Source organism: Streptomyces sp. NPDC051921 (genome assembly GCF_040680975.1).
In the GTDB taxonomy this organism is placed as follows: Bacteria; Actinomycetota; Actinomycetes; order Streptomycetales; family Streptomycetaceae; genus Streptomyces.
The window spans coordinates 70,122-93,897 of sequence record NZ_JBFAXU010000026.1; the positions used below are offsets into that span (position 1 = coordinate 70,122).

The window sequence follows — 23,776 nt, forward strand, 5'->3', positions numbered from 1 at the left end:
CATCTGAGCGCGCTATCGCACACCCGACGGAGGAACCACACACCGTGGCCGACATCGCCCGCCGCCCCGAGCATCGTTACGGCAATCGGCCCACGATGAAGGACGTCGCCGCCCGCGCGGGCGTCGGGCTCAAGACCGTGTCACGCGTCGTCAACGGCGAGCCGGGCGTGACGCCCGACACCGAACGGCGGGTCCAGGAGGCCATCGACGCGCTCGGCTTCCGCCGCAACGACAGCGCGCGAGTGCTGCGCAAGGGGCGTACGGCCTCGGTCGGCCTGGTCCTGGAGGATCTGGCCGACCCCTTCTACGGACCCCTCAGCCGCGCCGTCGAGGAGATCGCCCGCGCGCACGGGGCTCTGCTCATCAACGGCTCCAGCGCGGAGGACCCGGACCGTGAGCAGGAGCTGGCGCTCGCGCTGTGCGCGCGGCGCGTGGACGGACTCATCGTCATCCCGGCGGGCACGGACCACCGTTACCTGGAGCCGGAGATAAGAGCGGGCGTGGCCACCGTCTTCGTCGACCGCCCGGCGGGCGGGATCGACGCGGACGTCGTGCTCTCGGACAGCTTCGGCGGCGCGCGGGCGGGGGTGGCCCACCTGATCGCGCACGGCCACCGCCGGATCGGCTTCATCGGCGACCGGCCGCGGATCCACACGGCGACGGAGCGTCTGCGCGGCTACCGGGCGGCGATGGAGGACGCGGGCCTGGACGTGGCCGAGGAGTGGGTGGCGCTCGGCCCGACCGACCCGGAGCGGGTCGCGGAGGCGGTCGCGGCGATGCTGTCCGCGCCGGAGCCCGTGACGGCGCTGTTCGCGGGCAACAACCGCGTGACCGTCACTGCCGTACGGGTCCTGGCGGGCCGCGAACGCCCGGTGGCCCTCGTCGGCTTCGACGACATCGAGCTCGCCGACCTGCTGGGGATCACGGTGATCGCCCAGGACTCGGCCGCGCTCGGCCGGACGGCGGCGGAGCGCCTGTTCCGGCGCCTCGACGGGGCCGACGAGGCGCCGAGCACTGTCGTGCTCGAAACACGGCTGATCCCCCGGGGCTCGGGCGAGATCCCGCCGGCGACCTGACGGACGACGGCGCCACAGGCCGCCGGCCGGCCCCACGGCCCGCCGGACAGCCCCACCGGCCGCCTGACGGCCGCACCTGCGGACGAGCGGCCCGATCGCTCGACGGGGCGGCGATGCCGACGGCCTGGCCTGAACGGGGCGCCGGGCCGCGCCGCAGGGGCAGCCGGACGACGGCCGCTCGACGGCCCGTCCGGCGGGCCGGAACCACGCCCGAACGGATCGCCGACGAGCCGCGCCGCGAGGGCGACCCGACGACGGCCGGACGGACCGCGCGCCCCGTCGCCGAACGACGTCAGGCTCCGAAGGGGTGGCCGGATCCGACACCCGGACGGGCCGGCGTGGCCGTCCGCGGACGCGACGCCGAGCCGGGCGCCGGCCCGCCGGAGCCACCGGACGGCGGCCCGGAGCGTCGGCCCGCCCCACAGTCGGCCGACGACCGGACCGCCAGGGCGACCCGCAGCAGGCCCACGACGGGACGGAACCCCGACCAGGCAGGCAGGCGGGCCGACGGCCGGGCGGAACGACAACATGCGGGCCGACGGCCGGGCGGAACGACAACCATGCGGGCCCACGGCCGGACGGAACGACCACCAGGTAGGCCGATGTCCAGGCAGGCCGACAGCGGGGCGTGCCGCCGGCCCGGCCGCCGCCCGCCGGGCCGGCGGCGGCCGGTGCGTTCAGCAGATCGGCAGGCCGGGGATCGGCTGGTCGTTGCCGCCGCCCTTGAGGTAGACGACGCTGAAGTACACGTTGGTGTTGCCGCTGTCGTCGTCGGTCCGGGCCCACCAGATGTTGGTCCACTGGCCGTAGGTCTCGCGCCGGCCCAGGTCGACCTGGCAGTAGAAGTAGTTCGTGCCGGCGTTCAGGATGCCCATCTCGCCGCCGTCGTGCCGGTACGTCTTCTCGGTGCGCCACACCTGGCAGTCGTACTTGCCGCCGCCCTGCGAGGTGCAGCCGCCGGTCGCGGGCTTCGGGGACGTACCGCCGCCGCCCGTCGCGGTGGAACCGCCGCCCCCGCCGCTGCTGCCTCCCGTGCTCCCGCCACTGCTCCCGCCCGTCGTCGTGCCGCCCGCGGCCCCGCCGGGCACGGGTGCCTTCGACGGGGTCGAGGGCGAGGGAGTGGGCTTGCCGGACGGCTTCGCGCCGTCCTTCGAGGGGTCGGCGGACGCGGACGGAGTCCCGCTCGCGGTCTTCTGGCCGCCGGGGGCGCCCGGGTCGAGCACCCGGCCGGGATCTGCGCCCGGGCTCGCCGGCGACTGCCCGTCGGCCAACTGCTCCTGCTCCGTGCCGCCGTCCCGGTCGAGCAGGGCGTACGTCACGCCACCGCCGACCAGCAGGACGGCGGCGACCGCGGCGGCCACCAGCGCACCGGAGCGCTTGCGACCCGGCACTCCGTGGGACCCGGGCGCCCGGGTCGGCGCGGACGGACCTCCGTACCCGCCGGGCGCGGCGGACAGCGGGACCGTCCCCGGCCCCTGGACCGGGTGGCCGACGGGCTGCGGCGGCGGCATCGCCGGTCCGAACCCCTGCGGGCTGTGCGGTACGGCGTCGAGCTCGGTCGGCACCCACGGCTGCGGCATGGCGGCGGGTGGCGCCCCGACGACGGGAGCGCCGCCCGGCGGTGCCCCGCCCGGCCCCGCCCCGCCCGGCGGTGCCCCGCCCGGCGCCACCGCGGTCGCGTCGTCGCGTCCCTCCGCGACGGCCGTCAGGAGCCGTGCCGCCGTGCGCGCGTCGGGGCGCTGGGCCGGGTCCTTGTGCAGGAGGCCGCGGAGCACCGCGGCGAGCGGGCCGGCGTTGCGCGGTTCGGGCAGGGGCTCGACGACGATGGCGTTGAGGGTCTGCCAGGTGGAGGTGCGGCGGAAGGGCGAGCTGCCCTCGACGGCCGCGTAGAGGGTGGCGCCGAGCGCCCAGACGTCCGAGGCGGGGCCGGGTTGCTGCCCCTGGGCGCGCTCGGGGGCGAGGTAGTCGAGCGAGCCGACGATCTCGCCGCTGCGCGTGAGGTGGGTGGCGGAGCCGTCGCCGGGGTCGTCCATGGCGGCGATGCCGAAGTCGGTGAGGACGACCCGCCCTGACCGGTCGAGCAGGATGTTGCCGGGCTTCACGTCGCGGTGGAGCACGCCCGCGTCGTGCGCGGCGGCGAGCGCCTCCAGGACGGCGGCGCCGATCGCCGCGACCTCCCGGGGGTCCATGGCGCCGCGCTCGCCGAGCACGCCGTCGAGCGAGGGCCCGTCGACGAGCTCCATGACGATGACGGGGCGCCCCTGGTGGTCGGTCACGTCGTGGACGGCGACGACTCCCGGGTGGCGGACCCGGGCCGCGGCCCGGGCCTCGCGCTGCATCCGCAGCCGCAGGTCCTCCAGTTCGGGACCTGACGCGTCGTTGTAGGCGCGCAGTTCCTTGACGGCCACCTCACGGCCGAGGACCTCGTCGACCGCGCGCCAGACGACGCCCATGCCGCCGCGCCCGAGCTGACGCACCAATCGATAGCGGCCTGCCAGCCGCTCGTACTCCCCCGATGACACCGATGCCCCGTTCTCTGTCGGCTGCGTTGGACGCGTACAGAGTACGGGGCCTCGGGTGTGGCCCGTGGGGACCGTCTGGCTACTGGGCGGTCGCCGTCAGGTCGCCGCGGCGCGGGGCGGCGAAGCGGTCGAGGTCCGTACGGGTGAGGCCGGTGAGGGCGTCGACCTCGGCGGTGTCGAGGGCGCCGCAGTCGATGCCGCGCAGCAGGTACGAGGAGAGCGCCTTGGCGGTGGCGGGCTCGTCCATGACGTCGCCGCCGGCCTGGTTGGCGTAGGCGGACAGGCGCTTGGCGGCGGCCTGGAAGCCCTCGCGGTAGAAGGCGAAGACCGCGGCGTAGCGGGTGGGGATGTGGCCGGGGTGCATGTCCCAGCCCTGGTAGTAGGCGCGGGAGAGGGCGCGGCGGGTGAGGCCGTAGTGGAGCTTCCAGGCCTCGTGGACGTGGGCGGTGGAGCCGACCGGGAGGACGTTGGTGGAGCCGTCGGAGACGCGTACGCCGGTGCCGGCGGCGGCGACCTGCATGATCGCCTTGGCGTGGTCGGCGGCGGGGTGGTCGCTGGCCTGGTAGGCGGCGGAGACCCCGAGGCAGGCGCTGTAGTCGAAGGTGCCGTAGTGGAGGCCGGTGGCCCGGCCCTCGGCGGCGTCGATCATGCGGGCGACGGTGGCGGTGCCGTCGGAGGCGAGGATGGCCTGGCTGGTCTCGATCTGGATCTCGAAGCCGAGGCGGCCCTCGTCGAGGCCGTGGGCCTTCTCGAAGGCTTCGAGGAGGCGGACGAAGGCGGTGACCTGCTCGGCGTAGGTGACCTTGGGCAGGGTGAGGACGAGGCCGTCGGGCAGGCCGCCGTGCTCCATGAGGCCGGTGAGGAAGACGTCCGTGGTGCGGATGCCGCGGTCGCGTACGGCGGCCTCCATGCACTTCATCCGGATGCCCATGTACGGGGCGGCGCTGAGGTCGGCGTAGGCCTCGGTGATGATCCGGGCGGCGCGGGCGGCGTCGTGGTCCTCGTCCGTACCCGCGTAGCCGTCCTCGAAGTCGACGCGGAGGTCCTCGATGGGCTCGCGCTCCAGCTTGGCGCGGACGCGGCCGTAGACGTCCTCGGCGAGGTCGTCGGAGAGGCCCAGGACGCCCGCGAAGGTGGCGGCGTCGGGGGCGTGCTCGTCGAGGGCGGCGAGGGCCTGGTCGCCCCAGGAGCGGATGGTGGCGGCATCGAAGACGTTGCCGGGTACGTAGACGGTGTGCACGGGCTGACGGGTGCCGGGGTCCCCCGGGTAGCGACGGTCCAGCTCGGCGTCCACCGTGGCGAGGGAGGCGCTGATGCCCTCGCTGACCGCGCCCGCGAGGCTCGTCGACACCTTCTCCTGCTGACCCATCCCACATCCTCCTGTTTTCCGCTGCACGGAATCAACAATCCGTATAGCGAAGTTAGTAGGCGGCCTCCGCTTGCGTCAATGGGTGTCCATCCATGGACGGAACGACCGGGGGCCGCGCGGTGAAGATCACCACGCGGCCCCAGGAACGAGCGATAACCGCAGATCAGCCCTTGCGGGCCTTGATCTCGTCGGTCAGCTGCGGAACGACGTCGAAGAGGTCGCCGACCACGCCGTAGTCGACGAGGTCGAAGATCGGGGCCTCGGCGTCCTTGTTGATGGCGACGATGGTCTTCGAGGTCTGCATACCCGCGCGGTGCTGGATCGCACCGGAGATGCCGGAGGCGATGTACAGCTGCGGCGAGACCGACTTGCCGGTCTGGCCGACCTGGTTGGAGTGCGGGTACCAGCCGGCGTCGACGGCGGCGCGGGAGGCGCCGACGGCGGCACCGAGGGAGTCGGCGAGCGCCTCGATGATCGCGAAGTTCTCGGCGCCGTTGACGCCACGGCCGCCGGAGACCACGATCGCGGCCTCGGTCAGCTCCGGGCGACCGGTCGACTCGCGCGGGGTGCGGGCGGTCACCTTGGTGCCGGTGGCCAGTGCGCCGAAGGAGACCGCGAGGGCCTCGACGGCGCCGGCGGCCGGGGCGGCCTCCACGGGGGCCGAGTTCGGCTTGACCGTGATGACCGGGGTGCCCTTGGAGACGCGGGACTTGGTGGTGAAGGAGGCGGCGAACGCGGACTGCGTCGCGACCGGACCCTCGTCACCGGCCTCCAGGTCCACGGCGTCGGTGATGATGCCGGAGCCGATGCGGACGGCGAGGCGGGCGGCGATCTCCTTGCCCTCGGCGGAGGACGGGACGAGCACGGCGGCCGGAGAGACGGCCTCGTACGCGGCCTGGAGGGCGTCCACCTTCGGGACGACCAGGTAGTCGGCGAACTCGGGGGCGTCGGCGGTCAGGACCTTCACGGCACCGTGCTCACCGAGGACGGCGGCGGTGTCGGCGGCGCCGTTGCCGAGCGCGACGGCGACGGGCTCGCCGATGCGGCGGGCGAGGGTCAGCAGCTCCAGGGTGGGCTTGCGAACGGCTCCGTCGACGTGGTCGACGTAGACGAGAATCTCAGCCATGGGACTTCAATCTCCTGCGGAAGAAACGGGGACGGCCTGAGGGGACGGCGCGGTTCGCGCGAGCCCTTAGATGAACTTCTGGCTCGCGAGGAACTCGGCGAGCTGCTTGCCGCCCTCGCCCTCGTTCGTCACGATCGTGCCCTTGGTGCGCGCGGGACGCTCGGCGGCCGAGTCGACCTTGGTCCAGGCGCCCTCCAGGCCGACCTCCTCGGCCTCGAGGTCGAGGTCCGACAGGTCCAGGGACTCCACCGGCTTCTTCTTGGCGGCCATGATGCCCTTGAAGGACGGGTAGCGGGCCTCGCCCGACTGGTCCGTCACGGAGACGACGGCCGGGAGGGAGGCCTCCAGCTGCTCCGAAGCGGAGTCGCCGTCGCGGCGACCGGTCACGACGCCGTCCTCGATCTTGACCTCGGAGAGCAGCGTGACCTGCGGGACGCCCAGGCGCTCGGCCAGGATCGCCGGGAGGACACCCATGGTGCCGTCGGTGGAGGCCATACCGGCGATGACGACGTCGTAGCCGGTCTTCTCGATGGCCTTGGCGAGCACCAGGGAGGTGCCCATGACGTCGCTGCCGTGCAGGTCGTCGTCCTCGACGTGGACGGCCTTGTCGGCACCCATGGAGAGCGCCTTGCGCAGGGCGTCCTTGGCGTCCTCCGGGCCGACCGTGAGCACGGTGACCTCGGCGTCGTCCGCCTCTTCGGCGATCTGCAGGGCCTGCTCGACCGCGTACTCGTCGAGCTCCGAAAGGAGGCCGTCGACGTCGTCGCGGTCGACCGTCAGGTCATCGGCGAACTTCCGGTCGCCAGTGGCGTCCGGCACGTACTTCACACAGACAACGATCCTCAAGCTCACGCCGGCTCTCCTACTGCATCGTCATAACTGGGCTGCGGTGTTGCTCGCAGCATAGGCGCCTGAAGGGCGGGTTTCCGGTCGGGGCGTCCGACGCCCCGACCGAAATATTACTCGCCAGTACACCCAGTTCGTTACCAGTGAGCAAGCGCTCAGCCGTGTGACCTTGCCAACGCGTCCACAAGGGGCGCGAGCGGGAACTCTCAGTCGCGCAGCGCGTTGAAGCGCCCCTGGTGGTACAGCAGCGGACGGCCCACGCCGTCCGGGTCGCCCGCGACGACCTCCGCTATGACGATCCGGTGGTCACCGGCCGGAACCCGGGCCACCACCCGGCCGACCAGCCAGGCGAGCACGCCGTCGAGCACGGGCACCCCCTCGGGACCCGGGCTCCACCGGGTGGGCGCGGCGAAGCGGTCGGCACCGCTGCGGGCGAAGGTGGCGGCCAGCTCCTGCTGGTGCTCGCCGAGTATGTGCACGCCGATGTGCTCGGCCTCGGCCACCACGGGCCAGCTGGAGGATCCGGTGCCCACGCCGAAGGAGATCAGCGGCGGATCGGCGGCGACGGAGTTGAGCGAGGTGGCGGTGAAGCCGACCGGCCGGTCCCCGTGCGCGGTGACGACCGCGACCCCGGCGGCGTGCTGCCGGAAGACGGAGCGGAGCAGATCGGGAGATCCGGGGCGGGATGCGCCCACGGAGGGGAGGGAGGGAATCGTCGTGAGCGTGCGGAGCTCGGGCGAGACCGTCATGGAGTTGTCCTTCTGCGATGGCGGCGGGCGGTGGGCGTCGGGTTCGTCAGACACCCGGACAGCGCGCGCTCGCGTTGCGGGCCAGGTCCACGTGGGCCCGGCCGTAGAGAAGGAGTTCTGAGGGCACTACGCCAGACTGACGATCGTTGACGTGTGCAGTCAAGTGCGTACCGGGATGTGGGAGATGTGTCACCGCGTCAGGGACCGCGCCGCGCACCGGGTCAGACCGCCCGTCCGAGCGCGGCGATGACATCGGCCTTGCGGGGCTGTCCGGATGCCCTGCGGACGATCCGGCCGGCCCGGTCGAGGACGAGCACCGTGGGCGTGCGGGCGATGCCGAGCTCCCGCACGAGATCCAGGCGTTCCTCGGCGTCGATCTCGACGTGGCCGACGCCGTCGACCATGGCGGCCACCTCGGCGAGGGTCCGGCGGGTGGCCCGGCAGGGCTGGCAGAAGGCGGTGGAGAACTGGACCAGGGTGGCCCGCTCCCCCAGCTCGGCGCCCAGCGCTGCCGCGCCCAGGACCTCGGTCATCCCCACCGCCTCCTCGCGTACGTCCACACGGGGTGCAGCGTCCCACGACACCGTTCGATTCCCGCCACGAACACCAGGAGTGACGAGAATCTCCCCGTACGAAGCCGTCAGGACTGGTCACGAGCCCCCACATGGGGCACGATCTGCCCAAAGCCGAAAACCTACGGCCGCGTAACTTCGCCGGGAGAACCCTCCCCAGGCACAGACGAAGGGGTTCGTCCCAGATGGCAGAGCTTGTCTATCGGCCGGTCATCGGCGCCGCTCTCACCATGTTCAAGGCGCTGGACCTGAAGATCGACACTCAGGGTTCGCACCACATCCCCCGCCAGGGCGGGGCGGTGATCGTGAGCAACCACATCAGCTATCTGGACTTCATCTTCACCGGTCTGGCCGCGCTGCCGCAGAAGCGCCTGGTGCGCTTCATGGCGAAGGAGTCGGTGTTCCGGCACAAGGTGTCCGGTCCGCTGATGCGCGCGATGAAGCACATCCCGGTGGACCGCGCCCAGGGCGAGCACGCCTACGAGCACGCGCTGAAGGCGCTGCGCGCGGGCGAGATCGTGGGCGTCTTCCCCGAGGCGACCATCTCGCAGTCGTTCACCCTCAAGAGCTTCAAGTCGGGTGCCGCGCGGCTCGCGCAGGAGGCCGGGGTGCCGCTGATCCCGATGGCGCTGTGGGGCACCCAGCGGATCTGGACCAAGGGCCGGCCGCGCAACTTCAAGCGCAGCCACATCCCGGTCACCATCCGGGTCGGCGAGCCGCTGGAGGCGCCGGCCGACCAGTACGCGGGGGCCATCACCCGGCGGCTGCGCGGGCGCGTCCAGGAGCTCCTGGAGGCGGCGCAGCGCGCGTACCCCGTGCGCCCCAAGGACGCGGGCGACACCTGGTGGGTACCCGCGCACCTCGGGGGCACGGCGCCGACGCCGGAGGAGCTCAAGGCCCGGGAGCAGTAGGCCCCTCTCCCGGGGACCCGTTCCCCCGGGTGATGCGGCGTCACCGCTGACGTCGCGAGGACGCGTTCGGCGTCGTCCGGGACGTCACTCCGGGTCGCGGACGGTGATCCGCGCCCCGGGACTCACGGTCCGCAGGGCCTCGGCGAGCTCCTCCCCGGCCGCGCGCAGCTCGTCGAGGGTCATCGGCTCCAGCGACTCCAACAGGAAGAGCGCGTCGGTGGTGTCGTCCTCGATACGGGTGCGCGGACCCTGGCGCCAGTTCCACCGGCGGCACGTGACGCCCGCCTCGTCGCACCAGACCACCTCGCCCCGCTCGGGGTGCTCCACGGTCTCGGCGCCGCCGGCGACGGTGACGAAGTCCTCCCCGCCGGTGGCCCGGACGAGCCGCATCCCGCCCTGGATCCTGTCGAGGTCCTCGCCGCCGACGGGGATCAGATGGGCGACGCTGATCGCGTTGTAGGCGTCGACGAGCCGGTTGATGCGGGGCAGGCCGCCGTCCGTCAGGGCCCGCTTGGCGAGCGCCTCCGCGGAGTTGCGCGTACGGGAGGGCTTGGCGCCGAAGGCGGTGTACGCGGCGCGCCAGGCGGCCACGTGCGGATCCTGGTCCGGGGTCCGGCCGTCCAGGCGCTCGGCGAGCCGCCGGGCTGCCTCGTCGAGCAGGGCGGAGCTGGTGGCGTCGCTGGGCCCGTTGACGAGTCCGCGGGCCTCGACGGCCAGGTGGGTGAAGCCGGGCACGAGGGCGCGGACCTCGTCGGAGACGGTGAGCGTCAGGGTCATGATCCGCCGTTCGGGTTCGGAGCCGGAGCTCGCGTTCGGAGCCGGGGCTCGGGTTCGGACCGGAGCTCGGAGCTCGGGTTCGGAGTCGGAGCTCGGAGCTCGGAGCTCGGGTTCGGGTTCGGAGTTCAGAGTTCGGTCGGGAACGTCTGCCAGAGGTGGGGCCGGTCGGCAGCCGCCCGCAGGGCGCTCAGCACGACCGGATGCGGTTCAGCATAGAGCACTGGATAGTCCACTTCACTGAACTCCGGACGGACGGGCCAGGCCAGCCGCTCCTCCCCCGCCGAGAACTGCGCGTCGATCCCGGCCTTGTTGCCCCGCGGATCCTGGCGGGCCCACCCGGAACGCCCGGGGAGCTTGACGGCGACGAGGCCGTGGATCATCGGATCGGCGCCACCCTCGGTGAGCCGCTGGTAGCAGAAGGCCGTGGGGATCGCCCTGGCCCGCAGCAGCGCGGCGAGGGCGTGCGACTTGGAGACGCAGATGCCGTTGCGCGTGGCCAGGACGTCGGAGGCACGCCAGGGGACCCGCAGGTCGCCGGAGTCGGCGGAGTGCGGGATGGCGTCGCGAACGAACTCGTATGCGGCCTTGGCGTATGAGTATGCGCCGGAGTGCTCCACCCAGAGCCGGTCGGCGATGCCCCGTACGAGCGGGTGGGCGTGATCGACGACCTCGTCGACCGCCAAGTAGGCAGAGATGTCGGGCTTCTGCTGGATGAGTTCCATGCGCCCGGAGCATAGGAACGCGGCCGGACGGTAGTCAATGACTTTCCGACCGGCCGCATAATCATGCAGTTACGGAGAGGCTAGCGCGCCATCTCTTCCTTCAGCGCCTGGAGGAAGGCGTCGACGTCTTCCTCCGTGGTGTCGTAGGAGCACATCCAGCGCACGTCGCCGGCCTTCTCGTCCCAGAAGTAGAAGCGGAAGCGCTCCTGGAGCCGTCGGGTGACCTCGTGCGGCAGCCGCGCGAAGACGGCGTTCGCCTGGACCGGGTAGAGGATCTCCACCCCGTCCACGCCCCGCACACCGGCCGCGAGGCGCTGGGCCATCGCGTTGGCGTGCCGCGCGTTGCGCAGCCACAGGTCCTTCGCGAGCAGCGCCTCCAGCTGCACCGACACGAAGCGCATCTTGGAGGCGAGCTGCATGGACAGCTTGCGGAGGTGCTTCATGTGGCTGACCGCGTCCGGATTGAGGACGATCACGGCCTCGCCGAACATCATGCCGTTCTTCGTGCCGCCGTACGAGATGACGTCGACGCCCACCGCGTTGGTGAACGCGCGCATCGGCACGTCGAGCGACGCGGCCGCGTTGGCTATGCGGGCGCCGTCGAGGTGCACCTTCATGCCCTTGGAGTGGGCGTGCTCCACGATGGCCCGGATCTCGTCGACCGTGTAGACGGTGCCGAGCTCGGTGTTCTGGGTGATCGAGACGACCTGGGGCATCGCCCGGTGCTCGTCCTCCCAGCCCCAGGCCTGCCGGTCGATCAGCTCGGGGGTGAGCTTGCCGTCCGGGGTGGGCACGGTGAGCAGCTTGAGGCCGCCCATCCGCTCGGGCGCACCGCCCTCGTCCACGTTGATGTGCGCGGTCTCGGCGCAGATCACCGCGCCCCAGCGGTCGGTGAGCGCCTGCAGGGCGGTCACGTTCGCCCCGGTCCCGTTGAAGACCGGGAACGCCTCGGCCGAGGGGCCGAAGTGGCTGTGGATGATCCGCTGCAGGTGGTCGGTGTACTGGTCCTCTCCGTAGGCGACCTGGTGGCCGCCGTTGGCGAGGGCGATGGCCGCGAGGACCTCGGGGTGCACGCCGGCGTAGTTGTCGCTGGCGAAGCCCCGGACCGACGGGTCGTGGTGACGACGGGCGTCGGTCATGGGGCCCAGGGCCGAGGTCACGGCTTGGGGGTCAGCCACAGGCGCTGTCCATTCACTTCCTGTGCGGGCCGGTCCCAGAGTCCGGCGATGGCCTCGGCCAGTTCCTTGACGTCCGTGAAGCCCGCGAACTTCGCATTCGGGCGCTCGGCGCGCATGGCGTCGTGCACCAGTGCCTTGATCACCAGGATCGCAGCTGCCGCCTGCGGACCCTCGTCGCCCCCCAGCTTGCGGAACGAGTCCGCCATGGCGAGCGTCCACGCCTCGGCCGCCGCCTTGCCGGCGTTGTACGCGGCGTTGTTGGCCTGGGGCTTGTGCGCGCCGACCTGGCTGACCAGGGCGTAGCGGCCGCGGCCGCCGCTGCGCAGCAGACCGTCGTGGAAGGCCAGCGAGGTGTGCTGGACGGTGCGGATCAGGAGCTTCTCCAGGAAGTTCCAGTCCTTGAGGTCGGTCTCGACGAAGGAGTTGCTCCCGCGCCAGCCGCCGACGAGGTGGACCAGGCCGTCGATCCGGCCGAACTCCTTCTCGGTCTTCGCGGCCCACTCCTTGGTGGCGTCCAGGTCGAGGAGGTCGACGGTGTCGCCGGTGACCGTGGCGCCGCCGTGCGCGTAGCGCGCCGCGTCCACGGCCTCGACGAGCCGCGCCGGGTCGGCGTCGGAGGCGACGACGGTCGCGCCGGCCTCGGCCAGGCGCAGGAGGGTGGCCCGGCCGGCCGGACCGGCCGCGCCCGCGACCGCGATGACGGCTCCGTCCAGCGTCCCGCCGTTACCGTTGCCGATCATGGTCGCCTCCTGCTCCGTCGCCTGTGCCGCCTCGTTCAGCCCTGCGTCGTCGGTCACGCGGCGGCCTGCTCGGCCCGCGACGCCCCGGCGGCGGTGATGCCCTTGGTGGAGGCGATCACGCCCTTGAGCTTCTTCGCGAGGGCCTCATAGAACATGCTGAGCGGAAACTCGTCCGGAAGCACGTCGTCCACGAGCTTGCGCGGCGGCTGCGTGAGGTCCAGGGCGTCCGGGCCCTTGGCCCAGGTGGAGCCGGGGTGCGGGGCGAGATAGGTGGAGACGAGCTCGTACGCCTTGAACCAGTGCACGAGCTTCGGACGGTCGATGCCGTCGCGGTACAGGGTCTCGATCTCGCCGCAGAGCTGGTTGGTGATCTCCGGAGCGCGCTTCCAGTCGATCTTCAGCTTGTTGTCGGTCCAGCGGATCACGTCGTGCTTGTGCAGGTACGCGAAGAGCAGCTGGCCGCCGAGACCGTCGTAGTTGCGGTTGCGGTCGCCGGAGAGCGGGAAGCGGAACATGCGGTCGAAGAGCACCGCGTACTGCACGTCACGGCCGTGCTCGTTGCCCTCGGCCTCGAGCTTCACGGCCTCCTTGAAGGCGGTGAGGTCGCAGCGCAGCTCCTCGAGGCCGTACATCCAGAACGGCTGGCGCTGCTTGATCATGAACGGGTCGAACGGCAGGTCGCCGTGGCTGTGGGTGCGGTCGTGGACCATGTCCCACAGGACGAAGGCCTTCTCGCAGCGGTCCTGGTCGTCGACCATCGCGGCGATGTCCGCGGGCAGCTCGATGCCGAGGGTGTCGACGGCGGCCTCGGTGACCTTGCGGAAGCGCGCGGCCTCGCGGTCGCAGAAGATGCCGCCCCAGCTGAAGCGCTCGGGGGCCTCGCGGACGGCGATGGTCTCCGGGAAGAGGACGGCCGAGTTGGTGTCGTAGCCGGCCGTGAAGTCCTCGAAGGTGATGCCGCAGAACAGCGGGTTGTCGTAGCGGGTGGCCTCCAGCTCGGAGAGCCACTCCGGCCACACCATGCGCAGCACGACCGCTTCGAGGTTGCGGTCCGGGTTGCCGTTCTGGGTGTACATCGGGAAGACGACGAGGTGCTGGAGCCCGTCCAGGCGGTTCGCCGCCGGCTGGAAGGCGAGCAGTGCGTCCAGGAAGTCCGGGACCTCGAAGCCGCCCTTCGCCCACTTGCGCAGGTCGGCGACGAGCGCGACGTGGTAGGCGGCGTCGTGCGGGAGCAGCGGGGAGAGCTGCTCGACCGCGGTGACGATACGCTCGACGGTCTGCTCGGCATGGGCGCGGGCCGGGGCGCCCTCGGCCGCGAAGTCGATGGAGCCGTCCGCGCTCTGCCAGGGGCGGAGCTCCTCCACGGCATTCTTGAGCTCGGTCCAGGCAGGGTGCTCGATCACCGGGGCGTCGGCGGATATCCCCCCACCGGTCACGTCGTGCACAAGAATTTCCGTCATGCCACTTCCTCCACAGGAGAACCTTCCGTCAGCACACGGTAACCGTGGCCGGATCCTTCCCACAAGAGGGGAAGGAAAAATTCTCCTGTGACACCCCCCATGTGACCGACAAATTTCCTGCGGTCCGGGGTTTGAGGCCGAGAAATACGGTGTTCCGCGCGGCAGCTTCCCGTTTCGTCCCCAGCCGTTAGGCTGCGCCACGAGCCGCGTCCTGGTCCGGCGGAGCCGGACCGGACCCCGACGGAAGCGAGAAGATCTTGAGTTTCCTCACCATCGGTCATCGCGGAGTCATGGGCGTCGCGCCCGAGAACACCCTGCGCTCCTTCGTCCGCGCCGAGCAGGCGGGCATGGACGCCATCGAACTCGACCTCCACCTCAGCAAGGACGGCGCCCTCGTCGTCATGCACGACGCCGACGTGGACCGCACCACGGACGGCACCGGGCCGATCTCCGGCAAGACGCTCGCGGAGCTGCGTGAGCTCGACGCGGGCGACGGGGAGCGGATCCCGGTGTTCGAGGAGGTGCTCGCGGCGGTCCGGGCTCCGCTGCAGGCCGAGATCAAGGACGTCGCCGCGGCCCGGGCGCTCGCCGAGGTGATCCGCGCGCGCGATCTGACCGGACGGGTGGAGGTGCTCTCCTTCCACGACGAGGCGCTCGCCGAGATCCGCGGGCTCGTCCCGGGGGTGCGCACCGCGCTCGTCGCCGACCACGGTCAGTCGGACGTGGTGGAGCGCGCGCTTGCCGTCGGGGCCGCCGCGCTCGTCCTGAACATCCGGTACCTCACGCAGGCCACCGTCGAGCGGGCGCACGCGGCGGGGCTGCGGGTGATCGGCTGGGTGGTCAACACCCAGGACGACCTGCGACTCGTCCGGGCCCTCGGGCTCGACGGGGCGACCACGGACCGACCGGAGATCCGGCGCACGGGCCGTTTCACGGCCTGAGCGCCGGCGTCCGGCGGGATGCCCCGGCCGGTCCCTCAGACGAGTTCCTTGACCAGGAGCTCGAACTCCAGGTCGTCGCGCTGCGGCACGCCGAAGCGCTCGTCGCCGTACGGGAAGGGGGTCATCCGGCCCGTACGCCGGTAGCCGCGGCGCTCGTACCAGGCGATGAGCTCGTCGCGCACGGAGATGACCGTCATGTGCATCTCGCGGACGTCCCACTGCTCCCGCACCCGGCGCTCGGCCTCGGCGATGATCTGCCGACCGAGGCCGGCGCCCTGGAGTTCGGGGCGCACGGCGAACATGCCGAAGTAGGCGGCCTCGCCGCGGTGTTCGAGCTGGCAGCAGGCGACGAGCACGCCGTCCCGCTCGACCACCATCAAGCGGCTGCCGGGGGTCGTGATGACCGCCTCCACGCCCTCCGCGTCCGTGCGCTGGCCCTGCAGGATGTCCGCCTCGGTGGTCCAGCCGGCCCGGCTCGCATCGCCGCGGTAGGCCGACTCGACGAGCGGCACGAGCGCCGGGACGTCGTTCACGACGGCGTCGCGGTAGGTGATCCGGTCGGTGTGCCGGGGCGCGGCGGTGTCCATGGTGGGTGGGTCTCCCCTCGGGCGCTGGCGATCGGTGGACGCGATCGCCCACGAGCCTAACGCGCTCCCCGCGCTCCCCCTCCGTACACCCGTGCGCGCCTCCGCGCCCGCGTGGGCGCGACGGGCACCGGGCATGCACGTCGGGTCGGGACCGCGAGGAGGGGGTGTGCGGCGTGCACGGACCGGCCCTGTCCGGATGGCTGTTGGTGGTGGTGTGCGCGGCGAGCGGGGCTTACTGCCTCCAGCGCGTGCGGAGCAGCTCCGGTGCGGAGCGCCGGGCGGCCGGGGGCGAGGCCGTGATGGGATTCGGGATGGCCGCGATGGCCCTGCCCGCGGCGGCGCTCACCACGCCCGCATGGAGCTGGGCGCTGTACGCGGGGGTGTTCGCGATCGCGGCGCTGCAGGCGCTCGGGTGCGCGGTGCGGCACGGCGGGCACCATCTGCACCATCTGGTGGGCTCCCTGGCGATGGTCTACATGGCGGTGGCGATGGCCGCCGCGCCCGGGGCGCCCGCGGAGCACGGCTCGGCGCACGGCGGCGTGACCGCCGCCGGGGGCGTCCCGCTCCTGACGGGCGCGCTGCTCACCTACTACGGGGTGTACGTGCTGCGTTCGGGTGCGCGGCTGGTGCCGGGGGCGGCCCCGGCGGGCGGCGGTGACGCGCGGGCCGGGGCCGTGGTCGTGGCGGCCGGTCCCGAGCTGACGCTGGTGTGCCGGCTCTCCATGGCCCTCGCGATGCTGGCGATGCTCCTCACACTCTGAGGGACCCGCGAGGCGGGATCAAACCGTGGTGTACGTCACTTGATCCGCGAGGGCATACCCCGGGCTGGTACGGCGCTCATAGGGTGGCGCCATGGTGGTCTCCCTCGCGCTGCTCGTGCTCGGCGTCCTGACCGCGGCCGTGGCCCCGCGGCTTCTGTCGCGGGCCGGCTGGGTGGAACGGGAACCCGTGGTGGCGCTGTGGGTGTGGCAGTGCGTCGTGGCGGCGGTGCTGCTGAGCTTCGCGCTGTCGATGACCTTCAGCGCGGCGGCGGCCTGGCAGGCGGTGCGCGGCCATGTCTTCGGGCCCGCACCGCGCGCGGTGATCGAGGCCTACGAGCTGGGCGGCAACCGCCCGTGGTCGGCGGCGCTCGCCGTGCTGCTCGCGGCGGGCGGACTGTGGTCCGGGGCGATGCTCGGCCGGGAGATCGGCCGGGCGCGGGCGCGCCGGAAGCAGCGGCACTGCGAACTGCTGGTGCGGGCACCGCTGTTGCCCGGTGAGGAACGCTCCGGCAGCCGGCGCCTGGTGGTCCTGGAGGGCGAGCGCGCGGACGCCTGGTGGCTGCCTGGCGGGACCCCTCGTCTGGTCATCACCACGGCCGCGCTGCGCCGGCTCAAGGGCCGCCAGCTCGACGCGGTGGTCGCGCACGAGCAGGGACACGCCCGGGCACGGCACGACTGGCTGCTGCACTGCGCGGCGGCGCTCGCGGGCGGTTTCCCGGGGGTCCCGGTCTTCGCGGCCTTCCGCGGCGAGATGCACCGGCTGGTGGAGCTGGCGGCGGACGACGTGGCCTCGCGCCGCTTCGGACGCCTGACGATCGCGCTCGCCCTGGTCGAACTCAACGAGGACCGTGGGGTGTTCGGCCCGGGACCCGCGCCCGACGCCGGCCTCCCGCAGCGCGTGAACCGGCTGCTCACCGCCACGCCGCGGCTCAGTGCGGCCCGCAGACTGCGCCTGACGGCCGCGGCCGCGCTCGTCCCGGTGATCCCGGTCCTGGTGGCCTTCGTCCCGGCGCTCGCGGCGCTCCAGTAGGGACACCCCGGCCCCAGGCGCACGACGCGGGGCGCCGTCGGGCAGGATCGCCCTATGCGCATCTCCGCCCTGGTGTCCGGCGCCCTGACCGTGCTGCTGCTCGTCCTGGTCGCCGTGGGATGGGCCCCACTGCTGTCCTTCGACCGGGACGTGGCCGAGGCGCTCCACCGCAGCGCGGTGGCCGAGCCCGGCTTCACCCGGCTGAACCGGATCCTCACGGACTGGGTCTGGGACCCGTGGACCATGCGCACGCTCGCCCTCGGGACGGCCTTGTTGCTGTGGTGGCGGCGCGAGCGGCTCGCGCTGTGGGTCGCGGGCACCAGTGTCATGGCCTGGGGCCTCCAGGTGGGCCTGAAGGACCTCGTCGGGCGGCAGCGGCCACGGTGGTCCGACCCGGTCGACTCGGCGCCGTACTCGGCCTTCCCGTCCGGTCACGCGATGGCGGCGACGGTGACCTGCGGGCTGCTCCTGTGGGTGCTCGCGCTGCACTGGCGCGCGTCCTGGCGGGGCTGGGGCGCGCTCACCGTGGCGGCCGGGGTGTCGGTCGCCGGGGTCGGCTGGACCCGGGTCTACCTGGGCGTCCACTGGCCATCGGACGTGTTCGCCGGCTGGCTGCTCGGCTGGTGCTGCGTGGCCGTGGCGATCGTCACGTACCGGCGCTTCGGCGCGGGCAGACCCCCGAAGGGCGAAACGGACACCGGAGGCAGAATGGGAGGGACGCAATGAAGCCGCCTGTTCTGGACGATCCCCCGCGTCGCCCAGAACAGACGGCCTGTCCCGCCTCCGGCCACGAGGGCACGACGGCAGGACGCGCTGAGTATATTGGCTGCAAGCCAGTCAACGCAGGAGTCCAGCATGTCCCCGCGTAGCGCATCGGTCAATGAAGAGCTTCGGAGACGCTCCCGTGAGCGGATTCTGGCGGCCACGGTGGAGCTGGTGTCCGAGCGGGGCTACGAGGCCACGACCCTCGGGGACATCGCCGAGCGGGCCGGTTCGGCGCGCGGGCTGATCTCGTACTACTTCCCCGGCAAGCGGCAGCTGCTGCAGTCCGCCGTGCACCGGCTGATGCACCTCACGCTGGAGGAGGCGCTGGAGCGCGAGCCCCGCGCCGAGGACGGCAGGGAGCGGCTCGCCCGGGCGATCGACGCGATCCTGCGTCTCGCGGAGGAGCGGCCGGTGCTCATGCGGACGCACATGGCGGGCATCCTGCAGGCCGAGGGCTTCGTGCAGTGCCCCGAGCAGCAGCGGCTCGCGGAACTGTTGCGGGACACCGTGCGGCGTTACGGCTCCGCCGACGTGGACGCGGACTATCCGCTGCTGCGGGCACTGCTCATGGGTGCGGTGTTCGCCGTGCTGCTGCCGGGGGCGCCGATGCCGATGGCCCGGCTGCGCGCCGAGCTCTTCCAGCGGTACGGGCTGGACTGGGAGAGGGGCGTGCCGCCGGACGGGGGTCCGCCCGACGGCACGCCGGTGATCCGTACGGTCTTACCGGACCGGTCGGTCCGGGTACCGGGTCAGTCGTCGGCGCCCTCGTAGCCGGACGCGGAGCCGCCCGCGCGGTCGAAGTCGTCGAAGTAGTCCGGCTGCGTCTGGACGTTGAGCTCGTCCATCCGGATCCGGGCCGCCTTGTCGGTCCGCTTGTCGCTGAGCTTCAGGACGTCGAAGCCCTTGACGAGGTCGTTCGAGTAGATGTGGCCGTTGTAGTAGTAGGCGGACCAGGAACCGCCGCCGACGAGGCTGGTCGCGGAGATCGGGCCGCGCTCGAAGTACGCGATCTCCTTGGGCCGCCGGGAGTCGGTGAAGTCCCAGACGGACACGCCGCCCTGGTACCAGGCCTGGACCATGATGTCCTTGCCCTTGACCGGGATCAGCGAGCCGTTGTGGGCGACGCAGTTCTCGGTGTCGGCCTGGTGGCGCGGGATCTTGAAGTAGCTGCGGAAGACCAGCTTGCGCTTGTCCCCCTTGCCGACGATGTCGTAGATGCCGTCCGCGCCGCGGTCCGGGCCGACGGCCGCGTTGCAAGTGGCCGCTCCGCCGCCGCCGAGCTCGTCGGTGAAGACGACCTTGTCGGCCTTCTGGTTGAAGGTCGCCGAGTGCCAGAACGCGAAGTTGACGTTGTCCTGGACCTGGTCGATCACCCGCGGGCGCTCGGGGTTCTTGATGTCGAACAGGATGCCGTCGCCCATGCAGGCGCCGGCGGCGAGGTCCTTGCCCGGGAGCACGGTGATGTCGTGGCAGCCGGTGGTCTTGGAGACGCCGGGGTTGGTCGGCGCGCCGGGGTTGCCGCCGCCGTCCGGTCCGTCGCCCGGGAAGAGGACGGGGAATCCGACGACCTCGGCCTGTTCGGGCGCGTCGCGCGGCACCTTGATGACCGAGATGCCGTCGTGCGGCGGCTGGCAGTCGGGGAAGGCCGCGTTGGGCGAGTACGAGGAGACGTAGACGTAGACGTCCTTGCGCTTGGGCACCAGGGTGTGGGTGTGGGAGCCGCAGCTGGTCTCGACGGCGGCGACGTACCGCGGATTGGCGATGTCGCTGATGTCGAAGATCTTCATGCCCTCCCAGGACGACTTCACCGAGGCCGGCTGGGGGACGCTGGCGCAGGAGTCGTCGCTGCGGGAGGAGTCGGTGGAAAGGAAGAGCAGGTTCCCGGAGACGGAGACGTCGTTCTGGGAGCCCGGGCACAGCACCTGGGTCACCGTCCTGGGCGCCCTGGGATCGCTGATGTCGAAGATGCGGAAGCCGTCGTAGTTGCCGGCGAAGGCGTACCTGCCCTGGAAGGCCAGGTCGGAGTTGGTGCCCTTGAGGGCGTCCTTGGGGATGTTGACGAGGTGTTCGATGTTCGGGCTGTGGACGATCTCGTCCACGCCGGGTATCTCACCGCTCGCGATGGCGGACCGGGCGTCGGCCGCCTGTTCCGCGCTGACGGTGCCCTGCACGGAGACGTCGCCCGGGTCGGGTGTGGCGGCCGCGGGTCCGGCGGCGAGCATTCCGATCAGCAGGCCGGCCGCGGCGGTCGCCGCACCCAGGACTCTGATCCGTGCACGCGGGGTACTCGTGGTACGCAACGAAGTCACTCCGTCCTCTCTGGATTCCGTTCACAGCTGAACGACGGATGGACCTCGGCAGTATCTTCCTTAGCGTGCACATCTCAACAGATGGCAACACACAAGTCATGAAGATTCTCCGAAAAGTCGCCTTCGTACGATGACTGGAGTTGCTCAAGTGCCTGTGGAGGACGTCTTGTTGATCCGCCGTCGCATCCGTCGCACGGTCATCGCCGCCCTGGCCGTCACCGCCGTACTCGCCCTGGGCGCCTGCGAGTCGGCGTCGGAGTCGGACGATTCGGCACCGAAGGCCGGGGGTTCGAGCGGACCGGCGATCGTGGCCCCGGGTAAGCCCGGTGAGCCGGCGAAGCGGGTCTCGCCCGAGGAGGCGGCCCGCCTCATGCCCGACGAGAAGCCGAACGGGGCCGACTTCCGCTACGTCCAGATGATGATCGAGCACCACCGGCAGGCGATCACGATGACCGCCCTCGCTCCGCAGCGCGCCGGATCCCCCCAGGTGAAGAACGTCGCGGCCCGGATCGCGGCGGCGCAGGGCCCGGAGATCGGCGCGATGCAGGGCTGGCTGAAGAACAACGGCGGCGCGCGCCCCCTGTCCGGCCACGACCACCACACCATGCCCGGCATGGCCACCGAGGCCCAGCTCGCCGAACTGCGTGCCGCCAAGGGCAAGGCCTTCGACGAGCTCTTCCTGAAGCTGATGGTCGTCCACCACGAGGGCGCGGTGACCATGGCGGCGGAGGCGCTCAGCCAGGGCAACAACGTCCTGGTGGAGGAGATGGCGAACGACGTGATCGCCCAGCAGACGGCGGAGATCGACCGGATGCGGTCGCTGTAGGCGCCGGGCCGCGGCGGGGCCGCCCGGCGGGGGCCCGCCGCCCCGGCGAGGTGGAGCGCCCGCCGTGGCCCGCCGCCCCGGCGAGGTGGGGCCGGGGAGGCGGGGCCGGGGAGGTGCCGACAGGGTGGCCCGCCGCGGCGAGGCGGCGGGCCGCGGGCAAGGTGGAGCACCCGGAGAAGCGGGGTCGCCGCAGGGGCGGGGTCCGGAGGGGCGGGGGGTCCGGAAGGGGGGTCCGGAAGGGGGGCCGTGGCCGGCCGACGGTGGTGGGGCGCGGGCGTCGCCGCGTCCCGCCGGCGCCCGCGCGTCGCGCGCCCCGCTCTCCCGGCGCACGCCCACTCCCCCGGCGGCCCTCCCGGTGCCATGCTGGAGGTCTCCCGGCGGGAAGGGGTGCGTTCGTGTTGCGTGTCGCCGTCGTCGGTTCCGGACCGAGCGGGGTCTACACCGCCCAGGCCCTGGTCGGGCAGGGCGCCGTGCCCGGGCTGCGGGTGGACGTGCTGGACCGGCTGCCCTGCCCGTACGGGCTCGTGCGGTACGGGGTGGCGCCCGACCACGAGAAGATCAAGTCCCTGCAGGGGAACCTGCGCACGGTCCTGGAGGACGAGCGCATCCGCTTCCTCGGGGACGTGGAGGTGGGGGCGCGCGGGCTCACCCCTGCCCGGCTCCTGGAGCTCTACCACGCGGTCGTCTACTGCGTGGGCGCCGCCCGCGACCGTCGGCTCGGGGTGCCGGGCGAGGAGTTGCGCGGCAGCTTCTCGGCGACGGAGTTCGTGTCCTGGTACAGCGCGCACCCGGACGCGGTGGACGACGGCTTCGGTTTGGACGGGCCGGGCGCCGTCGTGATCGGCGCCGGGAACGTGGCCGTGGACGTGACCCGCATCCTGGTCCGGCGGCCGGAGGAGCTGCGGCCGACCGACATCCCGCAGGGCGCCCTGTCGGCGCTCGCCACCAGCGGCGTCCGCGAGGTGCACATGGTCGCCCGTCGCGGGCCCGCGGCGGCCCGGTTCACCACCAAGGAGCTGCGCGAGCTGGGCGCGCTCCCGGACACCCGGGTCCTGGTCGACCGGACCGACCTGGCGCTCGACCCGGCGTACGACGACCCGTCCGGCCTCCCCGCCGTCAACCGCCGCAACCTCGACGTCGTACGGAGCTGGTCGGCGGGCGCCGGCCGCGGCACGCCGGCCGCGCGCTCTGTCCGGCTGCGGTTCTTCCTGCGCCCCGTGGAGATCCTCGGTGACGCGGACGGCCGGGTCGCCGCCGTGCGCTTCGAGCGCACCGAGCCCGACGGGGCCGGCCGGGTGCGGGGAACCGGGCGGTACGAGGAGATCCCCGCGGGCCTCGTGCTGCGGGCGGTCGGATACCAGGGCGTCCCGCTGCCCGGACTCCCCTTCGACCCGTCGCGCGGCACCGTCCCGCACGAGGCGGGACGGGTACTGCGGGAGGGTGCGGCGTCGCCGGGCGAGTACGTGGCGGGCTGGATCAAGCGCGGCCCCACCGGCGTGATCGGCACCAACCGGCCCTGCGCCAAGGAGACCGTCGCCTCCCTGCTGGCCGACGCGGCCGCCCTCGGCGCCCGTGACGTCGCCCCCGACCCGCTCGCCGCGCTGCGTGCCCTCGGACACGAGCCGGTGCCCTGGTCCGGCTGGCTGGCGATCGAGCGGGCCGAGGCGGCGCTGGGCGGCAGGCTGGGCCGGGGGCCGGTGAAGATCCCGGACTGGGCGGGACTGCGGGACGCGGCACGGGTGGTCGGGGAGCGGGAGGGTCATCCGATCGGATGATCCCGGGGTCGGCCGGGCGGGGCGGCAGGAGGGACCGGCGGACGGACCGGCCGGGGCCGGTGACGGCACCACGATGGATGACGGAGCGGGACGGCACGGAGCCTCCCGGACAGACCAGCGTAGGAGTCGTCCCTCATGAAGAAGATCTCGATGCGGGCCCGTGTCCTCACCGGCGGCGCGACCCTGGTCGCCCTCGGTGCCGGTGCCTTCGGCGCCGTCTCCGCCCACGCCGCCACCCCGGCCGCGGCTCCCGCGGCGGCCGTCGCCGAGGCCGACGCCGGTGGCACCGCGCAGTCCACGCAGCTGACGATCGAGGCCGCGACGAAGGCCGCCCGGGCCAGCCTGGACGCCGCCGAGAAGGAGAACCAGCGCGTGTCCGTCGCCGTCGTCGACCGCAACGGCAACACCCTCGTGACCCTGCGCGGCGACGGTGCCGGCCCGCAGTCCTACGAGTCGGCCGTGAAGAAGGCGTACACCGCCGTCTCCTGGAACGCCCCCACCTCCGAGCTCGCCGGTCGCCTGGCCGACGCTCCCACCCTCAAGGACATCCCCGGCACCCTCTTCCTGGCCGGCGGCGCCCCCGTCACCGCCAAGGGCGCCCCGATCGCGGGCATCGGCGTGGCCGGTGCGCCCTCCGGCGACCTCGACGAGAAGTTCGCCCGGGCCGGCGTCGCCTCCCTGAACGACTGACGCGCGACGCGCCCCCCACCCGACCCCGCCGTGCCCCGCCGCCC

Annotated in this window: 23 protein-coding genes; 10 read left to right on the forward strand and 13 right to left on the reverse strand. The window is 72.7% G+C overall.

Annotation, left to right across the window (positions count from 1 at the left end):
- The first annotated feature begins 44 nt into the window (after nt 1-44).
- Nucleotides 45-1,076 carry a LacI family DNA-binding transcriptional regulator gene (locus tag AB0M16_RS29800; protein WP_365348361.1) on the forward strand — a complete coding sequence of 344 codons (1,032 nt, stop codon included), beginning with the start codon at nt 45-47 and terminating at the stop codon, nt 1,074-1,076.
- Nucleotides 1,077-1,753: 677 nt separating this feature from the next.
- On the opposite strand, the gene AB0M16_RS29805 is transcribed toward AB0M16_RS29800, so the two are convergent.
- The 6 genes from AB0M16_RS29805 to AB0M16_RS29830 all read right to left on the reverse strand — a co-directional run bounded on the left by AB0M16_RS29805 (nt 1,754) and on the right by AB0M16_RS29830 (nt 8,221).
- The gene (locus tag AB0M16_RS29805; protein WP_365348363.1) at nt 1,754-3,553 is read right to left on the reverse strand and encodes a protein kinase; all 1,800 of its coding nucleotides are present in this window, start codon (nt 3,551-3,553) and stop codon (nt 1,754-1,756) included.
- Nucleotides 3,554-3,677: 124 nt separating this feature from the next.
- Nucleotides 3,678-4,967, reverse strand: a complete 1,290-nt coding sequence (locus AB0M16_RS29810) for an aldolase/citrate lyase family protein (RefSeq protein WP_365348365.1) — start codon at nt 4,965-4,967, stop codon at nt 3,678-3,680.
- A gap of 163 nt (nt 4,968-5,130) precedes the next feature.
- Complete coding sequence (locus tag AB0M16_RS29815) at nt 5,131-6,093, reverse strand: electron transfer flavoprotein subunit alpha/FixB family protein (protein ID WP_365348367.1); 963 nt, start codon at nt 6,091-6,093, stop codon at nt 5,131-5,133.
- A 66-nt stretch (nt 6,094-6,159) separates the two neighbouring features.
- The gene (locus AB0M16_RS29820; protein ID WP_365348369.1) at nt 6,160-6,945 is read right to left on the reverse strand and encodes an electron transfer flavoprotein subunit beta/FixA family protein; all 786 of its coding nucleotides are present in this window, start codon (nt 6,943-6,945) and stop codon (nt 6,160-6,162) included.
- 200 nt (nt 6,946-7,145) lie between these two features.
- Nucleotides 7,146-7,688: a flavin reductase family protein gene (locus AB0M16_RS29825; protein WP_365348371.1), complete on the reverse strand. Its 543-nt coding sequence runs from the start codon at nt 7,686-7,688 to the stop codon at nt 7,146-7,148.
- Between the two features lie 221 nt (nt 7,689-7,909).
- Nucleotides 7,910-8,221, reverse strand: coding sequence for a thioredoxin family protein (locus tag AB0M16_RS29830; protein WP_365348373.1), 312 nt, complete (start codon nt 8,219-8,221; stop codon nt 7,910-7,912).
- Nucleotides 8,222-8,445: 224 nt separating this feature from the next.
- Between AB0M16_RS29830 and AB0M16_RS29835 the strand changes: the two genes are divergently transcribed.
- Nucleotides 8,446-9,171 (forward strand): lysophospholipid acyltransferase family protein, encoded by a 726-nt coding sequence (locus AB0M16_RS29835; RefSeq protein ID WP_365348375.1) that lies wholly within the window; start codon nt 8,446-8,448, stop codon nt 9,169-9,171.
- An 84-nt stretch (nt 9,172-9,255) separates the two neighbouring features.
- On the opposite strand, the gene AB0M16_RS29840 is transcribed toward AB0M16_RS29835, so the two are convergent.
- From AB0M16_RS29840 to AB0M16_RS29860, 5 genes are all read right to left on the reverse strand, one after another.
- Entirely contained in the window at nt 9,256-9,948 is a 693-nt protein-coding gene (locus AB0M16_RS29840) for a phenylalanine--tRNA ligase beta subunit-related protein (protein WP_365348376.1), read from the reverse strand.
- Between the two features lie 125 nt (nt 9,949-10,073).
- The gene (locus tag AB0M16_RS29845) at nt 10,074-10,670 is read right to left on the reverse strand and encodes a transglutaminase family protein (protein ID WP_365348378.1); all 597 of its coding nucleotides are present in this window, start codon (nt 10,668-10,670) and stop codon (nt 10,074-10,076) included.
- Between the two features lie 80 nt (nt 10,671-10,750).
- The gene (locus tag AB0M16_RS29850; RefSeq protein WP_365348470.1) at nt 10,751-11,809 is read right to left on the reverse strand and encodes a low specificity L-threonine aldolase; all 1,059 of its coding nucleotides are present in this window, start codon (nt 11,807-11,809) and stop codon (nt 10,751-10,753) included.
- A gap of 17 nt (nt 11,810-11,826) precedes the next feature.
- Nucleotides 11,827-12,588, reverse strand: coding sequence for an SDR family oxidoreductase (locus tag AB0M16_RS29855; protein WP_365348472.1), 762 nt, complete (start codon nt 12,586-12,588; stop codon nt 11,827-11,829).
- A 53-nt stretch (nt 12,589-12,641) separates the two neighbouring features.
- Nucleotides 12,642-14,048, reverse strand: a complete 1,407-nt coding sequence (locus AB0M16_RS29860) for a DUF6421 family protein (RefSeq protein WP_365348380.1) — start codon at nt 14,046-14,048, stop codon at nt 12,642-12,644.
- 257 nt (nt 14,049-14,305) lie between these two features.
- Between AB0M16_RS29860 and AB0M16_RS29865 the strand changes: the two genes are divergently transcribed.
- Nucleotides 14,306-14,989: a glycerophosphodiester phosphodiesterase family protein gene (locus AB0M16_RS29865; RefSeq protein ID WP_365348382.1), complete on the forward strand. Its 684-nt coding sequence runs from the start codon at nt 14,306-14,308 to the stop codon at nt 14,987-14,989.
- 35 nt (nt 14,990-15,024) lie between these two features.
- Here the strand turns inward: AB0M16_RS29865 and AB0M16_RS29870 are convergent, their stop codons facing one another.
- Nucleotides 15,025-15,576, reverse strand: a complete 552-nt coding sequence (locus AB0M16_RS29870; protein WP_365348384.1) for a GNAT family N-acetyltransferase — start codon at nt 15,574-15,576, stop codon at nt 15,025-15,027.
- Nucleotides 15,577-15,749: 173 nt separating this feature from the next.
- Between AB0M16_RS29870 and AB0M16_RS29875 the strand changes: the two genes are divergently transcribed.
- The 4 genes from AB0M16_RS29875 to AB0M16_RS29890 all read left to right on the forward strand — a co-directional run bounded on the left by AB0M16_RS29875 (nt 15,750) and on the right by AB0M16_RS29890 (nt 18,903).
- On the forward strand, nt 15,750-16,337 hold the full coding sequence (locus AB0M16_RS29875; RefSeq protein WP_365348386.1) for a DUF5134 domain-containing protein: 588 nt from the start codon (nt 15,750-15,752) through the stop codon (nt 16,335-16,337).
- Between the two features lie 91 nt (nt 16,338-16,428).
- A complete protein-coding gene (locus tag AB0M16_RS29880) occupies nt 16,429-17,367 on the forward strand; it encodes a M56 family metallopeptidase (protein ID WP_365348388.1) in 939 nt (312 codons plus the stop codon).
- 54 nt (nt 17,368-17,421) lie between these two features.
- Nucleotides 17,422-18,093 (forward strand): phosphatase PAP2 family protein, encoded by a 672-nt coding sequence (locus AB0M16_RS29885; protein WP_365348390.1) that lies wholly within the window; start codon nt 17,422-17,424, stop codon nt 18,091-18,093.
- A 129-nt stretch (nt 18,094-18,222) separates the two neighbouring features.
- A complete protein-coding gene (locus tag AB0M16_RS29890; RefSeq protein ID WP_365348392.1) occupies nt 18,223-18,903 on the forward strand; it encodes a helix-turn-helix domain-containing protein in 681 nt (226 codons plus the stop codon).
- On the opposite strand, the gene AB0M16_RS29895 is transcribed toward AB0M16_RS29890, so the two are convergent.
- On the reverse strand, nt 18,882-20,441 hold the full coding sequence (locus AB0M16_RS29895; RefSeq protein ID WP_365348395.1) for a hypothetical protein: 1,560 nt from the start codon (nt 20,439-20,441) through the stop codon (nt 18,882-18,884). The genes AB0M16_RS29890 and AB0M16_RS29895 overlap by 22 nt on opposite strands.
- 166 nt (nt 20,442-20,607) lie before the next feature.
- Here AB0M16_RS29895 and AB0M16_RS29900 point away from each other — a divergent pair, with 166 nt between their 5' ends.
- The 3 genes from AB0M16_RS29900 (at nt 20,608) to AB0M16_RS29910 (ending at nt 23,732) form a co-directional block, all read left to right on the forward strand.
- Nucleotides 20,608-21,267: a DUF305 domain-containing protein gene (locus AB0M16_RS29900; RefSeq protein WP_365348397.1), complete on the forward strand. Its 660-nt coding sequence runs from the start codon at nt 20,608-20,610 to the stop codon at nt 21,265-21,267.
- A gap of 395 nt (nt 21,268-21,662) precedes the next feature.
- Complete coding sequence (locus AB0M16_RS29905) at nt 21,663-23,042, forward strand: FAD-dependent oxidoreductase (RefSeq protein WP_365348399.1); 1,380 nt, start codon at nt 21,663-21,665, stop codon at nt 23,040-23,042.
- 135 nt (nt 23,043-23,177) lie between these two features.
- Nucleotides 23,178-23,732, forward strand: a complete 555-nt coding sequence (locus AB0M16_RS29910) for a heme-binding protein (RefSeq protein ID WP_365348401.1) — start codon at nt 23,178-23,180, stop codon at nt 23,730-23,732.
- The last annotated feature ends 44 nt before the right edge of the window (nt 23,733-23,776 follow it).

Bases quoted from the DNA above. Each gene is read 5' to 3' on its own strand.
- AB0M16_RS29810 (WP_365348365.1), bottom strand. From the start codon at position 4,967: ATGGGTCAGCAGGAGAAGGTGTCGACGAGCCTCGCGGGCGCGGTCAGC.
- AB0M16_RS29815 (WP_365348367.1), bottom strand. From the start codon at position 6,093: ATGGCTGAGATTCTCGTCTACGTCGACCACGTCGACGGAGCCGTTCGC.
- AB0M16_RS29825 (WP_365348371.1), bottom strand. From the start codon at position 7,688: ATGACGGTCTCGCCCGAGCTCCGCACGCTCACGACGATTCCCTCCCTC.
- AB0M16_RS29830 (WP_365348373.1), bottom strand. From the start codon at position 8,221: ATGACCGAGGTCCTGGGCGCGGCAGCGCTGGGCGCCGAGCTGGGGGAG.
- AB0M16_RS29835 (WP_365348375.1), top strand. From the start codon at position 8,446: ATGGCAGAGCTTGTCTATCGGCCGGTCATCGGCGCCGCTCTCACCATG.
- AB0M16_RS29840 (WP_365348376.1), bottom strand. From the start codon at position 9,948: ATGACCCTGACGCTCACCGTCTCCGACGAGGTCCGCGCCCTCGTGCCC.
- AB0M16_RS29845 (WP_365348378.1), bottom strand. From the start codon at position 10,670: ATGGAACTCATCCAGCAGAAGCCCGACATCTCTGCCTACTTGGCGGTC.
- AB0M16_RS29850 (WP_365348470.1), bottom strand. From the start codon at position 11,809: ATGACCGACGCCCGTCGTCACCACGACCCGTCGGTCCGGGGCTTCGCC.
- AB0M16_RS29855 (WP_365348472.1), bottom strand. From the start codon at position 12,588: ATGATCGGCAACGGTAACGGCGGGACGCTGGACGGAGCCGTCATCGCG.
- AB0M16_RS29860 (WP_365348380.1), bottom strand. From the start codon at position 14,048: ATGACGGAAATTCTTGTGCACGACGTGACCGGTGGGGGGATATCCGCC.
- AB0M16_RS29870 (WP_365348384.1), bottom strand. From the start codon at position 15,576: ATGGACACCGCCGCGCCCCGGCACACCGACCGGATCACCTACCGCGAC.
- AB0M16_RS29880 (WP_365348388.1), top strand. From the start codon at position 16,429: ATGGTGGTCTCCCTCGCGCTGCTCGTGCTCGGCGTCCTGACCGCGGCC.
- AB0M16_RS29885 (WP_365348390.1), top strand. From the start codon at position 17,422: ATGCGCATCTCCGCCCTGGTGTCCGGCGCCCTGACCGTGCTGCTGCTC.
- AB0M16_RS29890 (WP_365348392.1), top strand. From the start codon at position 18,223: ATGTCCCCGCGTAGCGCATCGGTCAATGAAGAGCTTCGGAGACGCTCC.
- AB0M16_RS29910 (WP_365348401.1), top strand. From the start codon at position 23,178: ATGAAGAAGATCTCGATGCGGGCCCGTGTCCTCACCGGCGGCGCGACC.